General features: G+C 72.6%; 12 protein-coding genes. 5 read left to right on the forward strand and 7 right to left on the reverse strand.

What is annotated here, in order from left to right; all coding sequences use genetic code 11:
- Positions 1–214: 214 nt before the first annotated feature.
- Positions 215–2,206, reverse strand: a complete 1,992-nt coding sequence (ligA, locus tag ACYQ77_RS11005) for an NAD-dependent DNA ligase LigA (protein ID WP_459710029.1) — start codon at positions 2,204–2,206, stop codon at positions 215–217.
- A 97-nt stretch (positions 2,207–2,303) separates the two neighbouring features.
- Between ligA and ACYQ77_RS11010 the strand changes: the two genes are divergently transcribed.
- Together ACYQ77_RS11010 and ACYQ77_RS11015 are read left to right on the forward strand one after the other, a co-directional pair.
- Positions 2,304–3,179 (forward strand): bile acid:sodium symporter family protein, encoded by an 876-nt coding sequence (locus ACYQ77_RS11010; protein WP_459710031.1) that lies wholly within the window; start codon positions 2,304–2,306, stop codon positions 3,177–3,179.
- Positions 3,180–3,267: 88 nt separating this feature from the next.
- Positions 3,268–3,759, forward strand: a complete 492-nt coding sequence (locus ACYQ77_RS11015) for an SRPBCC family protein (RefSeq protein ID WP_459710032.1) — start codon at positions 3,268–3,270, stop codon at positions 3,757–3,759.
- 16 nt (positions 3,760–3,775) lie between these two features.
- Here the strand turns inward: ACYQ77_RS11015 and ACYQ77_RS11020 are convergent, their stop codons facing one another.
- From ACYQ77_RS11020 to ACYQ77_RS11030, 3 genes are all read right to left on the reverse strand, one after another.
- Positions 3,776–4,300 (reverse strand): DUF742 domain-containing protein, encoded by a 525-nt coding sequence (locus ACYQ77_RS11020; protein WP_459710034.1) that lies wholly within the window; start codon positions 4,298–4,300, stop codon positions 3,776–3,778.
- A 20-nt stretch (positions 4,301–4,320) separates the two neighbouring features.
- Positions 4,321–5,835 carry an NCS2 family permease gene (locus ACYQ77_RS11025; protein WP_459710035.1) on the reverse strand — a complete coding sequence of 505 codons (1,515 nt, stop codon included), beginning with the start codon at positions 5,833–5,835 and terminating at the stop codon, positions 4,321–4,323.
- A gap of 161 nt (positions 5,836–5,996) precedes the next feature.
- Positions 5,997–7,043 carry a DUF2330 domain-containing protein gene (locus ACYQ77_RS11030; RefSeq protein WP_459710037.1) on the reverse strand — a complete coding sequence of 349 codons (1,047 nt, stop codon included), beginning with the start codon at positions 7,041–7,043 and terminating at the stop codon, positions 5,997–5,999.
- Between the two features lie 124 nt (positions 7,044–7,167).
- On the opposite strand from ACYQ77_RS11030, the gene ACYQ77_RS11035 reads away from it, so the two are divergent.
- Both ACYQ77_RS11035 and ACYQ77_RS11040 read left to right on the forward strand, forming a co-directional pair.
- Positions 7,168–8,118 carry a TIGR03885 family FMN-dependent LLM class oxidoreductase gene (locus ACYQ77_RS11035; RefSeq protein ID WP_459710039.1) on the forward strand — a complete coding sequence of 317 codons (951 nt, stop codon included), beginning with the start codon at positions 7,168–7,170 and terminating at the stop codon, positions 8,116–8,118.
- Positions 8,115–9,728, forward strand: coding sequence for an alpha-amylase family protein (locus ACYQ77_RS11040; protein ID WP_459710040.1), 1,614 nt, complete (start codon positions 8,115–8,117; stop codon positions 9,726–9,728). The genes ACYQ77_RS11035 and ACYQ77_RS11040 overlap by 4 nt, the downstream gene beginning before the upstream one ends.
- Here ACYQ77_RS11040 and ACYQ77_RS11045 read toward each other — a convergent pair.
- Positions 9,718–11,322, reverse strand: a complete 1,605-nt coding sequence (locus ACYQ77_RS11045) for an ankyrin repeat domain-containing protein (RefSeq protein ID WP_459710042.1) — start codon at positions 11,320–11,322, stop codon at positions 9,718–9,720. The genes ACYQ77_RS11040 and ACYQ77_RS11045 overlap by 11 nt on opposite strands.
- A 216-nt stretch (positions 11,323–11,538) precedes the next feature.
- Here ACYQ77_RS11045 and ACYQ77_RS11050 point away from each other — a divergent pair, with 216 nt between their 5' ends.
- On the forward strand, positions 11,539–12,612 hold the full coding sequence (locus ACYQ77_RS11050) for a M23 family metallopeptidase (protein ID WP_459710044.1): 1,074 nt from the start codon (positions 11,539–11,541) through the stop codon (positions 12,610–12,612).
- Here the strand turns inward: ACYQ77_RS11050 and ACYQ77_RS11055 are convergent, their stop codons facing one another.
- Both ACYQ77_RS11055 and ACYQ77_RS11060 read right to left on the reverse strand, forming a co-directional pair.
- Positions 12,613–13,836, reverse strand: a complete 1,224-nt coding sequence (locus tag ACYQ77_RS11055; protein WP_459710045.1) for a serpin family protein — start codon at positions 13,834–13,836, stop codon at positions 12,613–12,615.
- A 42-nt stretch (positions 13,837–13,878) separates the two neighbouring features.
- Entirely contained in the window at positions 13,879–15,246 is a 1,368-nt protein-coding gene (locus ACYQ77_RS11060; protein WP_459710047.1) for a hypothetical protein, read from the reverse strand.
- Positions 15,247–15,341 lie beyond the last annotated feature (95 nt).

Below are 15,341 nucleotides of genomic sequence, written 5' to 3' on the forward strand. Positions count from 1 at the left end.
GTCCTTGTGGGTCCGGGTGGTGTCCGCTTCCGATCACGCAGGCTGCCGCCTGCCCGGCCCATTGCCCGCCGCCACCACCGAACCTTTCCGGGGTATCCCGTGTGTGGCGGTTCCCGAAGGGGTGGTTCATGGCGCCTTCCGACGGGGTGGCGTCCGCGTTGATGAGGGGTCCTTCACCAACGCGAGCCGGGGCCTTCCTCGGTCGCGCGCCGGGTCAGGCGATGCCCGCCGCGATCAGTTGTTGCCACACCTGGCCCTGGTCCACGACCTCCACGCCGAGCTTCTCCGCCTTCGTCAGTTTGCTCGCGCCCACGTCCGCGCCTGTGATCAGGAAGTCCGTGTTCGTCGACACCGATGACGCCGGCGTCGCGCCCGCCTTCTCGCACAGGCGCTGGAACGTCGGGCGCGGGACCTTCTCACCGGAGCGGGGGTCGCTGATCGTGCCCGTGATGACCACCGTCTTGCCTGCCAGTGGGGCGTCCGACGCCACCTCCGGCGGCAGGTCCTCCGCGCGCACGTCCAGGGACACGCCGTACTCGCGCAGCCGCGCCAGCTCCGGGCGCAGGCGGGTCAGGTGCTCCGTCAACGACGCCGCCACCTTCGGGCCGATGTCCTCCACCGCCACCAGGCGGTCCTCGCCCGCGTCGGCCACCTCCTCCAGCGAACCGAAGCCCGCTCGGCACAGGCGGGCCGCCGTGCCTTCCGATGCCATCGGGATCGCGAGGCCGATCAGCGCACGGCGCAGCCCCACGCCGCGGCTCGCGTCGATCGACTCGATCATGCGCACCGCCGACACCTCGCCGATGCGGTCGAACTCCAGCAGCTGCTCCTTCGTCAGGCGGTAGAAGTCCGACGGGTTCTCCAGGATCCCCGCCTCCGCCAGCCGCTCGATCCACACCGGGCCCACCGCCTCGATGTCCGCCGCCGCTCGCGACGCCCAGTGCACCAGGCGGCGCACCGTCTGCGCGGGGCAGGACACGTTGGTGCAGAACAGTTCCCTGCTGTTGCCCTGCTCGGTCAGCGGCTGCGCGCACGACGGGCACGCCGACGGCGGCACGATCGCCCGCTCCGCGCCCGTGCGCTTCGACTCGTCCAGCACGCCCGCCACGAACGGGATCACGTCGCCCGCCCTGCGGACCAGCACCGTGTCGCCGATCATGATGCCGCGTGCCCGGATGACCTCCTGGTTCGCGAGCGTCGCGCGGGTGACCGTCGTGCCACCGACGAACACCGGCTCCAGCTGCGCCACCGGGGCGATCTTGCCGGTCTTGCCCACGTCCCACACCACGTCCGCCAGGACCGTCGTCTTCTCCTCGGCCGCGAACTTGTACGCCAGCGCCCCGCGCGGCGAGTTCGACCGCGTGCCCGCCGCCGCGTACGCGTCCCGGTCGGCCAGCCGCAGCACGGCGCCGTCCAGGTCGTAGTCCAGCTCCGCCCGCCGCTCCTCGATCGACGCGATCTCCGCCTGCGCCGACGCCGGGTCCGCGCAGTGCCGCATGTCCGCCACCGTGAAACCCAGCGCCCGCAGGCCGTTCTCCACGTCGGTCTCCGCCGCGTCGGGGTCGGTGTCCAGGTCGAACGCGAAGAACCGCAGCCTGCGCTCGGCGACCGTCGCCGGGTCCTTCGCCCGCAACGTGCCCGCCGCGGCGCCGCGCGGGTTGATCAGCGGGCGGTCCGGGTGCGCCGTGTTGTACGCGGCGAACGTGGACCGCAGCATCACCGCCTCGCCGCGGACCTCCACCCGCCCCGGTGCGGGCACCCGCGACGGCACCCCGTCCACGAGCGCGCGCACCAGCACCGTCACGTCGTCGCCCGTGGTGCCGTCGCCCCGCGTGACCGCCCGCGCCAGCCTGCCCTCCTCGTACACCAGCGCCAGCGACAGCCCGTCCAGCTTCGGCATCACCACCACCGGCTGGCCGGGGAAACGCGCGAAGAACGCCTCGACCTGCTCCGGCCGCGTCGCCTTCTCCAGCGACAGCATCGGCCGCGAGTGCCGCACCGGCGCGTGCAGCACCGCGGGCGCACCCACCTGGTCCAGCGGGTTCGGCTCCGGCGTCCACTCCGGATGCGCCTCGATCAGCGCGCGCAGCTCGTCCTCGATCGCGTCGTACTCCGCGTCCGCCACCAGCGGCGAGCCCCGGTAGTAGGCGTCACGCAGCACGACGACGCGGTCGGCGAGTTCCTGGATGCGTTCCCGAGCGTTCACGAGGCACAACCTACCGGCGACCACCGACAAGAACGGTGACGTCGAGTCCGCACGGTGGAGGAAGCAACCGGACCAATCGGTCACCGACACTGCGGGGATGGGACCGCTCATCACCGTGCTCCTGCCCGCCACGCTCGCCGTCGTCATGCTCGGCCTCGGCCTCGCGCTCACCACCGCCGACTTCACGCGCGTGCTCACCGCGCCGAAGGCCGTGCTCGTCGCGCTGACCTGCCAGCTGGTCGTGCTCCCGCTGCTCTGCTTCGCGATGGTCGAACTCGCCGGGGTCGCCCCCGTGTTCGCGGTCGGCATGATGATCCTGGTCGCGTCGCCGGGCGGGACCATGGCCAACCTGTTCAGCCACCTCGCCCGCGGCGACGTCGCGCTGAACGTCACGCTCACCGCCATCAACTCGGTCGTCGCCGTCGTGACCCTGCCGGTCGTCGTCGGGCTGTCGGCCACGCACTTCCTCGGCGACGGCGCCGACGTCGGCCCGCAACTCGACAAGCTCGCGCAGGTGTTCGCCATCGTGCTCGTGCCGGTCGCCGTCGGCATGTGGTGCAACCGCGCCTACCCGCGGTTCGCCGCGCGGATGCGGGGGCCGGTGAAGAAGACGTCGGTGGTCGTCCTCGTCGTCATGCTCGTCGGCACGGTCGCGCAGAACCGGGCGACGATCTTCACCAACATGGGCACCGTCGGCGGTGTCGCGCTCGCGCTCACCGTCCTCAGCTTCACCGTCGGCTACTGGGCGCCGCGGCTCGCCGGGGTGAACCGCGAGCAGTCGATCGCGTCCGCCATGGAGATCGGCGTCCACAACGCCGTGCTCGCGATGACCGTCGCGTCCTCGGTGTTCGGGAACATGGACATGGTCGTGCCCGCCGCGGTCTACGGCACGCTGATGTTCGTCCCCGCCGGGCTGGCCGCGATCCACTTCGCGCGCCGGGGCGCACGGCTCCCTGAGGCGGCGGTCCGCTGACGCTTGTCCGGTTCTGTAGCCACCTTGACCCCGTCCCCGGCCGCTGGTGGGGTGGAGGAAAAGGGCGACCGGGAGGTGCGGTGTGACGGTGACGAACCCCAGGGACAAGCTGACCTACACCGCACCGCTCGCCTCCGGCGAGGTGACCGTCGACGCCCCGCCGGAGGCGGTGTACCGGTTGGTCAGCGACCCCATCGCGATGGCGGCGTTCGCCGAGGAGTTCTACAAGGCGAAGTGGCTGCGCGGCGCGAAGGAGGCCGCCGTCGGGAACTGGTTCTCCGGCAGCAACCGCAACGGGTGGCGCCGCTGGGTCACCCACGCGGAGATCGTCGAGGCCGAGCCGGGCCGCCGGTTCGCCTACCGCGTGCGCACCCCGTTCTTCGTGCCGATCTCCCGCTGGGAGTACGACATCACATCCGAGGGCGCGGGCTCCCGGCTCACCGTCACGAACTGGCTGCGCGTGCCCGGCTGGTTCGTGCCGATCGCCATCTTCATCACCGGCCAGCCCGACCGCGCGGCCACCAACAGCGGCAACATCGCCACCACGCTCGCCAGGCTCAAGGCCCACCTCGAACGCTGACGTCCACACCGGACGGTCAGAGGCGGTGCAGGCCCTCCAGCACGCGCTGCATCAGGTCCATGGTCGGGGCGCCCGCGGTCACCGGCCCCGCCGTCGCCACCAGCCCGTACTCGAGCAGGTCGGAGATGATGACGCGGGCCGCGCCGATCGGCAGCGACCGGTAGCCCGCCACCTCGGCGACCGAGATCGGCCGCAGGCACAGCTCCGCCACCGCGTAGTGGTCCGGCGGCAGGTCGGCGGGCACCTCGGGCACCGTCAGCGACAGCATCGTCTCCAGCTCCAGACCGGCGGCCGACCTGGTGCGGCCGCCGGTGCGGGCGTAGGGGCGGACGATCTGCCCGTCGAACTCGACGCCGTCCATCGACTCGATGAAGGCCTGGACCGCGTCCTCCTTGGCCGAGACCACCCGCTCGATCGGGGCGGTCTCCTCCTCGGGCTCCGGCGGCGGTGGCTCCGGCGGCTGTTCGGCGGGCGGTTCGGGTTCGGGCGCACGGGCGACCTCGTCGTCGGAACGCGAGCCGTACATCCCGAAGATGTCCATACCGTCCGCCTGTGCGGTCGTCAGCCGATGCCCAGTGCCACCCGGATCGGATGTGCTGCGAAGTACAGCGCGAACAGGGCGGCGACGCCCCACAGTAGCGGGTGCACCTCACGTGCTCGTCCCTGGAAGGTCCGCAGCACCACGTAGGTGATCATGCCGGCGCCCAGGCCCACCGCGATGGAGAACGAGAACGGCATCAGCACGGCCGTGAGCAGGCACGGGATGACGATGGCGACGTCGGTGAAGTCGATGCGCCGGATCTGCGCCATCATCGCCAGACCCACGATCACGAGGGCGGGCGTGGCCGCCTCGAACGGCACGATCGACACCAGTGGCGCGATGAACATGGCGAGGAGGAACAGACCGCCCGTGACGATGTTCGCGAAGCCGGTCCGCGCGCCCTCACCGATACCGGCCGCCGACTCGATGTAGGTGGTGTTCGACGAGGTCGACATCGCGCCACCGCTCGCCGCGGCCAGCGAGTCGACCAGCAGGACGCGGCCGACCCCCGGCACCTGGCCGTCCTTGTCGAGCAGCCGCGCCTCGGCGGACAGGCCCACCACGGTGCCCATGGTGTCGAAGAAGTCCGACAGCATCAGCGTGAACACGATCATCAGCGCGGCGAGCACCCCGACCCGCGCGAACCCGCCGAACGGGTCCACGTCGCCGATCAGCGACAGGTCCGGCACCGCGACGATGTCGGACGGCAGCGTCGGGACGTTCAGCTGCCAGCCGGTCGGCACCGGCTTGCCGTCCACCAGCGACGGGCCCGGCTTGAACACCGCCTCGATGATGATCGCGAGGACCGTGCTCGTCGCCATGCCGATGATGATCGCGCCGCGCACCTTCCGCATGACCAGGATCGCGGTGAGGATCAGCCCGGTCAGGAACACGACGATCGGCCAGCCGGTGAGCGTGCCGCCCACGCCGAGGCCGACCGGCACCGTGGTGCCCGCCTCGTCCGGGACACGCCGGATGAAGCCGGAGTCCACGAGACCGATGAACGCGATGAACAACCCGATGCCGACGCTCATCGCCGTCTTCAGGTCCGCCGGTATGGCGTGCAGGACCGCCACCCGGACCTTGGTGATCACGAGCAGCGTGATGACCACGCCCTCGATCAGCACCAGGCCCATGGCCTCCTGCCACGACATCTGCGAGGCGACGGACACCGCGAGGAACGAGTTGAGGCCGAGCCCGACCGCGATCGCGAACGGGTACCGGCCGACCACACCCATGAGGATCGTCAGCAGGCCCGCGGCCAGCGAGGTGACGCTGCCGACCATCGCGATGCTCTCCGGCACGCTCCCGGCGCCGCCGAGCAGGTTGCCGTCGGCGTCCGCGACCGTGCCGATGATCAGCGGGTTGAGCACGACGATGTAGGACATCGCGAAGAACGTGGCGAAGCCGCCGCGGATCTCGCGCCCGAAGTTCGACTCGCGCTCGGATATGCCGAAATACCGGTCGATGGCACCCGGGGCTCTGCGGCCCTCCGCAGTGTCGCGCGGAACCCGTGGGATGCGATCGGTGACCATTCGGTTGTCTCCCTGACGTGACCTTCACGCTGATCAAGTGGCGTGCCGCGCTCACGGTAGCGAGCTGCGATCCACGGTCAATAGGCCGTTCAGGGCATCTGTGCGCGCGACCTCGGAGTGAAACGATTCACCGTGTTCCCGTTCGCACAGTCCACTGAGGACTACGCGGCGCCGCCCCGCCGTGCGCGCCCGCGCCGGACGGCCACGGCGCCCGCGACCGTCCCGACGGCGAGCAGGGCCAGGGCGGCCGGCGGCAACCCGGGCAGCGGCCACGCCGAGCTGACGTACTCGGTCACCACGACGACCGCGCGGTACGGCTCGTCGGTCGCGGCGGTGGTGATCCGGATGTCGCGCTCGATCAGGCCCGGGGCGAACTCGCCGTCGTAGCGGGTGAGGTAGCGGGGCCCGGACATGGCCGCCGACAGCACCGGGTGCCCGGGGCCCGGCTCGACCCGGCCCGCGAACGTCAGCTCCGGCCCGGCGCCCGCCGGCGCCGGGTTGCTGATGTCGGCGCGGTGGTCGGCGAGCACGTACAGGCGCAGCGGCTGGCTGGCCTCGGCCGCCGCGGACAACCGCATCGGGTACACCGGCGTGTCGGTCGCGAAGGACACCCGCATCGCCGGCAGTCCGCCGGCGAGGCTCCCGGACGACGGCGCCAGCCGCACCGCGACCACGAGCCAGCCCTCGGCGAGGTAGGCCGAGAGCGGCCCGGACAGGTCGGCGGGCATGGTGAAACCGTTGTCCGCCAACCAGGTCGTCACCGCCGTGGCGTCGTCCCCGGCGAGCTGCGCGACCTCGAACGGCCCCACCTCGACGTGGTCGACGACCGTGGCGCCCGCCCCCGGCCCGGGTGACCCGCCGGCCCCGTCGCCGTCGACGACGACCTCCTCCACCCGCACGTCCGGCCTGCTGATCTCGTCCAGCTCGGCGAACAGGTCCGCGTCGGCGACCTCGAACCGCGCCCGGGACGGCACCGGCATCAGGAACGCCGCCTCGTCCGCCGCCGACCGCGCCAGCACCGACAGCGTGATCGACTCCGTGAGCCCGTCCAGGGCGACCAGCGCCGTCTCCTGCTGCGCGGAGAGCTTGTCGTCGGCGACGAAGGCGCCACAGGCGCAGGCCCCCGACTCGGCGGGACCGGACACCACCAGCGTCGCGGCCACCGCCGACACGAACGCGGCCCTGGCCGCCACACCACCGATCGACATGGCGATCGGACGTCGCGACCGGGTGACGGGTTCCGGCGCCGGGCCGCCACCCTCCGTGAGATTGTTTCGTCTTGGCCCGTCCGGGGAAGCTCCTGTCGAACAGACGTCGACTGGAGGACGGACGATGCCTGCCCTCGGATGGCACGCCTCGCACGAACAGATCCCGCCGAGCCGTCTGCTGCGGGACGCCCGCCACGCGGAGGAGGCCGGGTTCGCCGCGGCCTGGTCCTCGGACCACTTCTCCCCGTGGAGCCGGGCGCAGGGCGAGTCGGGGTTCGCCTTCGCGTGGCTCGGCGCGGCGCTCGCGACCACCCGGTTCCCGATCGGGATGGTCAACGCCCCGGGCCAGCGCTACCACCCGGCCGTCGTCGCGCAGGCCGCCGCGACGCTCGCCGAGATGTACCCCGGGCGGCTGTCGGTGGCGCTCGGCACCGGCGAGTTCTCCAACGAGCACATCACCGGCGACCCGTGGCCGGACAAGGCGACCCGCAACGCCCGGCTCCGCGAGTGCGTGGACGTCATCCGCGCGCTGCTCGCCGGCGAAGAGGTCACCCACCACGGCCTCGTGCGGGTCGACCGGGCCCGCCTGTGGACCCTCCCGGAGCGGCCGCCCCGGCTCCTCGCCACCGCGGTCAGCGACGCGACCGCCCGCTGGGCCGCCGAGTGGGCCGAGGGGCTCATCACCATCTGGCAGCCCGAGGACGTGCTGCGGCGGGTCGCCGAACCCTTCCGCGCACAGGGCAAACCCCTCGCGCTGCAGGTCCACGTCAGCTGGGCGCCCGACGAGGACGAGGCGCTGCGCATCGCGCACGAACAGTGGCGCACCAACATCTTCCCCGCGCCGCTGTGCTGGGACATCGCCACGCCCGAGGAGTTCGAGCAGGCCGCGACGCACGTGCGGCCCGAGGACATGCACGGCGCCGTCCTGATCGCCAGCGAACCGAAGCGGTTCGTCGAGTGGCTGCACAAGGCCGCCGACCTTGGCTTCGACGAGATCTACGTCCACCACGTCGGCCAGGAGCAGGAGGCCTTCATCGACTGCTTCGGCGAACACGTCCTCCCGGAGCTCGCATGACCGGCAAGCGCACCGCGACCAGCGACCTCTGGTGGAAGAACGCGGTCATCTACTGCCTCGACGTCCAGACCTTCCTCGACTCCGACGGTGACGGCTGCGGCGACCTCGTCGGGCTGACCGAACGCATCGACTACCTCGCCGGGCTCGGCGTCACCTGCCTGTGGCTGATGCCGTGCTACCCGTCGCCGGAACGCGACGACGGCTACGACATCAGCGACTTCTACGGCATCGACGAACGGCTCGGCACCCTCGGCGACTTCGCCGAGATGCTGCGCACCGCGCAGGACCGCGGCATCCGGGTGATCATCGACCTGGTCGTCAACCACACCTCGCACCGGCACCGCTGGTTCGAGTCGGGGCGCAAGGGCAAGGACGCCCCGTTCCACGACTACTACGTGTGGGCCGACGAGAAACCGGACACGCCGGAGCAGCTCGTCTTCCCCGGCGAGGAGAAGTCGAACTGGGCGTGGTGCGAGGAGTCCGGGCAGTGGTACTTCCACCGGTTCTACGCCGAGCAGCCCGACCTCGACACCGCCAACCCGGCCGTGCGGGACGAGATCGCCAAGATCGGCGCGTTCTGGCTCGCGCTCGGCGTCACCGGCTACCGCATCGACGCGGTGCCGTTCCTGCTGGAGGAGGTCAGCGGGCCGGAGGGCGAGCACAAGGACCCGCACACGCTGGTGCGCGAGCTGAGCAGGTTCCTCACCCGCCGCCGCGGTGACGCCGTGCTGCTCGGCGAGGTCAACCTGCCGTACGAACAGGCGGTCGAGTTCTTCGGCGACGCGGGCGACGAGCTCAACATGATGTTCAACTTCCCGCTCAACCAGGCCATGTACCTCGCACTCGCCCGCCAGGACGTGAAACCCATCGTCAAGGCGCTCAAGGCCATGCCGGAGATCCCGTCCGAGTGCCAGTGGGCCAACTTCGTCCGCAACCACGACGAGCTCTCGCTCGACAAGCTGTCCGACAAGGAACGCGCGGAGGTGTTCGAGGCGTTCGGGCCGTCCGAGGACGTGCAGATCTACGGCCGCGGCCTGCGCCTGCGGCTGCCGACCATGCTCGACGGGGACCAGGCCAGGATCCGGCTCGTGTACTCCCTGATGTTCTCGATGCCCGGCACGCCGACGCTGTTCTACGGCGAGGAGATCGGCATGGCCGAGAACCTCGCCATCCCCGGCAGGCTCAGCTCCCGCTCACCCATGCAGTGGTCGGCCGGGCCGCACGCGGGCTTCTCACCCGCGCCCGAGGGCGCCCGGCTGAGCAGGCCGGTGCCCGACGACGTCAGCGCGAACGTGGCCGACCAGCGCCGCGACCCCGACTCGCTGCTGAACTGGATGGAGCGGCTGATCCGCCAGCGCAAGGAGTGCCCGGAACTCGGGTGGGGCGAGGTCACCGTCCTGCACGCGGAGGGGCCGCTGCTGGCGCACCGCTGCGAGTGGGACGGCGTCGCGGTCGTCGCCGTCCACAACCTGTCCGGCGAGGACGCGAAGCTCACGCTGGACCTGGACTGCGACCGGCTGCAGGGCCTCCTCGGCGCCGAGGACCACACGCCCGGCGAGCAGCTGACCATCGGACCGTACGGCTACCGCTGGTACCGCATCACCCGGTGAGCCCGCGCAGCCCGTGCGCGGTGGCGGCGACGACGCCGACGGCCGGGTGCGCGGCGAGCGCCCGCACACCGCCGGTGGTGTGGTCGTGGCCGGCGGGCGCGCCGGTCGCGGCGTCCAGCCACAGGACACCGGTGTCGAGGCCGACCGCCACGCGACCGCCGTCCGGGGTGAAGCACAGCGCCGCCGACCACGTGCTGCCCGCCGCGCCCGCGACGTCGTCGTCCACGGGCCGGTGCCACGCGACCGCGCCCGAGTCCGCCCTGGTCACGACGACGTACCCGCGGTAGCCGCCGTCCCGGGAGCGGCCGTGGTCCGGCCGGACCCACGCCGCGACGACCCGCCCGTCCGGGGAGAACGCCACGTCGGACACGATCTCCGCGCCGCCTCCCGTGGGCAACTCGTCACAGGACCAGCGCTTGCGCGGGCCGCCGGCCATGTCGAGGCCGGTGAGCCGGCAGGCGCCCTGCGTCGAGTTGCCCACCACGACCGTCCGGCCGTCGGGGGAGAACCGCGGCACGACGCTCCAGTCGCCGAAGCCGCCGACCTCGGCGACGACCGACTGCCGCTCGAGGTCGATCACGTGCAGGACCTCGCACGACGGCACCAGCAGCACCCTGCCGTCGGGGGAGAGGACCGGGTGGGCGTACAGGTCGTCGGGCAGCAGCTCGTCGGCGACCGCGCGGGCCTGGCGCAGGTCGGTCCAGTCGCGCAGCCACACCGAGTCGCGGTCGGCGAAGGCGAGCCCGTCGTACGGGCCCCATGCGGGCCTGCGCCTGCCGAGGCGGACGACCTCCACCGGCTCGACCGCCGGGGTGAGCCGCCACCGCACCAGGACGTTGCCGGAGAACATGCCGGTCACCGCCGCCGTCCCCGACGGGGCGAGCGCGACCTGGTCCTGCGGGAAGCGTGCCACCTCGGCCGGACCGAGGTCCGGGGCGGGCATGCGGTCCCGCAGCGGGTGCTCGCCGAGCAGGTCGGCGGGCAGCGCGCCGAACTCGTCCCGCGCCCCGGCGTCGGCGCCGAGGTCGAGGAGCCGCTCGGCCACCGCGAGCCAGCCCGCGTCGCGGGCGGCCCGGCGGCACGCGTCGTGCAGCGGCGTGCTCGGTGCGCGGGTCCTGAGCGGTGCGCCCGCGTCGACCAGCAGCAACGCGACGCCCGGGGTGTCGGCCAGGTCGAGCGGGGTGTCCCCGTTCCTGTCGACCACGCCAGGGTCGGCGCCCGCGGCCAGGAACGCCCGCACCACGTCCGCCCGGCCCTCCGACGCGGCCACGTGCAGGGGTGTCTGGTCGAACAGGTACCGCGCCGCGAGCCCGGCCGGGCCCGCGGCCCGCGCCAGCGCGTCGGCGACCGCGCCGCTCGCGGTCCAGTGCAGCGCGTTGTCCCCGCGTTCCCGCGCCGCGAGCGGGTCCGCGCCCCTGGCCAGCAGGAACCGCACCACCTCGGCCGAGTCGGCCCGCCACGCGGCCGCGATCAACGGGGTGATGCCCATCCAGCCCCGGACGTGCACCAGCCCGGGTTCGGCGTCGAGCAGTTCGGTCACCCGGGCGAGGTCGCCCGCCTGGGCCGCCTGGATGAGCGGGTGATCATGTGGCACGGGCACAGCAAACCAGCTGCCCGTGCGTCGCCGCACCTTAGATCGCTTGTCAAGACCCTTGGCGGTTCCGTGTCGCGGACGTGACCTGAATGTTGTGATTCATGTCGCGTCGGGTGGCGTCCCGGCGCGATCGTGACGCATAGTCGCGGACGCCCCGCCCCCTTGGCGTGCCATGGCGTTCCCCCGCGCCGCGCGCCGACGACCCATGGAGCTGCCATGGGTGCGCGTCACAGCCGGACGCGAACCGCCGCCGCGACCATGCTCACCACGCTGCTGGCCACGACGCTGCTGGTCAGCCCGTCCGCCGCGGCCGCGCAGCCGTCGCTCGCGGACGAGATCGCGGCCGCCGACGCCGAGCTGAAGGCCGCACAGGCGAAGCTCGCGTCCACCTTCGCGAGGTTCACCGCGGCCGAGGACCGGCACAAGAAGGCGAGCGCGGCGGCCAAGGCCGCGTCCGACAAGGCGGCGCAGGCCGAGGCGGCCGCCGCCACGGCCGAGGAGGACGAGCGGGAGCTGCGCCAGGAGTTCGACCGGTTCGCGTCCGCGAGCTACCGGCAGGGCACCGACTTCACCGTGAGCGCCTACCTCAACGCGGAGAGCGCCGGCGACCTGCTCGACAAGGAGTCCCTGCTCAGCGCGATCTCCGGCGAGTACGGCGAGGTGCTCGACGCCACCCAGGCGGCCGTCGACCGCAAGTCGGCGACCGCGCGCGCGGCGCGGACCACGAAGGACCGGGCCGTCCGCGACCGCGACGCCGCCGCGAAGGCCAAGACCGACGCCGAGGCCGCGTACAAGACCGCGGTGTCCGTGCAGGACAGGGCGAAGGCGGAGACCGCGCGGCTCGCCGCCCGCCGGGCCGCCCTCGCGGGCCGGAGCACCGGCGACGACGCGACCGGCCAGGTGACCGGCGGCGTCGCCCGGCCCGCGGCGGGCACGCTCACCTCCACCTACGGCGCGCGGTGGGGCACCATCCACTACGGCATCGACATCGCGAACAGCATCGGCACCCCCATCTTCTCCGCCATGGCGGGCGAGGTGATCGACTCCGGCCCCGCGAGCGGCTTCGGCCTGTGGGTCCGCGTCGGCCACGACAACGGCCTCATCACCGTCTACGGCCACATCAACGAGTCGCTCGTGAGCGTCGGCCAGCGCGTCGCCGCGGGCGAGCAGATCGCGACCATGGGCAACCGCGGTCAGTCCACCGGGCCGCACCTGCACTTCGAGGTGCACGAGGGCGGCAACAAGATCGACCCGCTGCCCTGGCTGCGCAGCCACGGCGTCGCCATCTGATCAGTCGTCCGGCCCCTCGGCCGGGTCGCCGATCCGGCCGAGGAACAGCGGCGCGCCGTTCGCGGTGTCGGTGATGACGAAGATGAACGGCCGGTCCACGGTCACCGTGTGCGGCACCGGCGCGGAGACGGCCTTCGCGCCCGCGCCCGACGCGGCCGCCGCCTCGGTGCCCTCCTCGTCGACGCGGACGTACGTCTTGTGCCGCACGGTGTCGAGGTAGAGCACCTCGTCGTCGGTGATGCCGCTGAAGTCGGCGGCGGTGGAGAACGCCTCGGTCATCCCGGCCGCCCGCAGCGTCTCCCGCAGGTCCAGGGCCGACCCCGCCGTGAACCGCGGCATCGCGAGCACGACGTGCGCGGGCGCCACCTCGTCGAGCAGCGCTGAGAGCCCCTTGCCCCGCAACGCGTCGGGGGCGGCGGGCACGATCACCGTGAAGGCGAGCTTCCCGCCCCGGTACGGCACCGTCACCACCTGGTAGCCGGGACCCTCCGCGTACCCGAGCACGCCCGTGCCATCGGTGTCCGGCTCGTTGTGCATCATCGGCACCGTGACCGTCGAGCCGTCGGCACGCGTGAACGGCGCGTCCTCGGTCCGCTCACGCGGGAACGCCCGCGCCCACGCCGCCTTCAGGTACAACGCGTTGGTCAGCACCAACCTGTTGTCGCCGTCGATCGTGCCGGGCGGGAACAGGTCGGTGATCCTGCCCGCCGTCTCGTCCGCGACGGTCTGGTTGATCCGGCGGCGCACCCCCTCCGCGTCACCGGTGAAGTCCGCCGCACGCATGGTCGTGCGGAACCGGGAACGCAGCGTGTCGCGGAAGGCAGGTTTCAGGTCGAGCCCCCGCTGCGCCCACGCCGCGTTCGACACCCGCAGCGCGTCCCCGTCGAACTCGGGCAACCGCGGCCGCACCCCGGCCGGCAGGTGCAGGACCGCCCGCATCTGGTCGGCCGTCGTGCCCGCCGCCCCCGCGCCGATCATCTGCAGCACGAGGGAAACACTCACCGGTGACACGACGAGGTTGGGCCGGTCCGCCAACGTCGGCGCGGTCAGCAGGTCGAGCCCGAACGCGTCCGCCGCGGCCACCAGTGCCGCGACGTCCGCGGGCACCCGTTGCGCCACCGGCACCGGCGACGGCGGTCGTCCCGGCGCCGGCGCCGGCGCCGCACCGCACGCCGTGACCAGGAGTACGAGACCGAGCGCCGCCCACCGCGTCGAGAACCTCATGCCCGTCAGACGGAACCGGCCACCGAACAGGTTGCGGCGACCTCAGTGGTCCGGGAACGCGACCGTGACGCGGTGACCCGTCGACGGCCAGTCCGGCACGGCCACCGCGTCGCGGTCGCCGCCACCACGCGGGTCCATCACCAGCACGACGGTCCCCTTCCCGCCCCGCCGGGCCCGCACGAACACGTCCGCCGCCGACAGGAACGTCAGGTTGTCGAACGGGAACAGCTGCCCCTTCCCCAGATCGGTGCGCTGGTCCGGGTCCGCGTACCCCGTCGCGGTCCGCGCACCCACGTCCGTCAGGAACAGCGCGTTCACCTCACCGGTGTTCCCGCCGGCCCCGCCGGGACTGGACCTCGGCGCCACCAGCGGCGTGAGCACGTTCCGCCCGCCGACGGTCAGCACGTCGCTGTCCGGCTGGTCGCCCCACATCTCGCGGCTGCGGACGACGGTCAGGTTGACATGCCTCGGGTCCTGCTTCGTGTACACCTCCAGGCCCTGCCCTGGCCGTCCGGTGTTGAGCCGCAGGAAGTGGTCGTCGCGCACGAACGGGGGCTGGTAGAAGTGGTGCACCGAACCGTCTTCGCGCGTCACCGCGAACTCGTAGGACGTGTGCCGCCGCACGGGGAGCGGGCCGAAGTCGCCGGTCGCGTCGATGGCGTACGTGGCCACGTGGCGACGGCGGTGGCCTGCCGGCGTCAGCTGCCACACGTCCAGCGTGGCCCCCGCGTACCCGGTGTTCGCCGGGAACAGCACGACCCGGCCGCTGACCGAGACGTGCCGCGACGGCAGCACCGCCGTCGTGCGCGGCGCACGGCCGAACCAGAACCGGTACATGTCGGCGAACGTCTTCGCCGACGACGCCGTCTCCGTGTGTCCCAGCTGCCGGTTGTAGACGTTCTCCGCGCCGCCGATCACCCCGACCACGCCACGCACCGGGTCCGGCGGCGACTGCCACTCGCCCCACTCCGCGAGCGTCGGCACACCACCCGGCGGCGACGCCGCGCCGCGGCCGTCGAGGTTGACGTACTTCGCGACGTCCTCGGCGTGCTCGGCCAGGTACGCGTGGCTGACGGCCGTGCCGCGGGAATGCGCGGCCAGCAGGACCTGCCGCGCGCCCGTGCGCGCCAGGACGTCGTCGACGAACGGCGTCAGCCCGGCGACGGCGGCGGTGTTGTCGGGCACGCTCGTGTCGTACTCGTAGGCGAACAGCAGTTCCTGCGGGTACCCGTTGGCGGCGAACCGCTGGAACTGCGTCTCGAACTGCTGGGCCGAACCCGAGTTGCCGTGGACGAACACGATCGGGAGGCGGGGCGGATGCCGGTCCGCCTGCGCTGACGGGGTCGTGAGCAACGTGACGGTGAGAGCGGCGACGGTGCCGGCACCGGCCGCTCGCAGGAGTCGGCGCATGCCCGGCGATGCTACCGACGGCCGGGGTGCGCGGACAGGTGCGCGGCGCCCAAAAACGGCCGTTCACCTGCCCGGACGGAAATTGTCGGTGGGCA

This window comes from Actinophytocola sp. KF-1 (genome assembly GCF_054661535.1).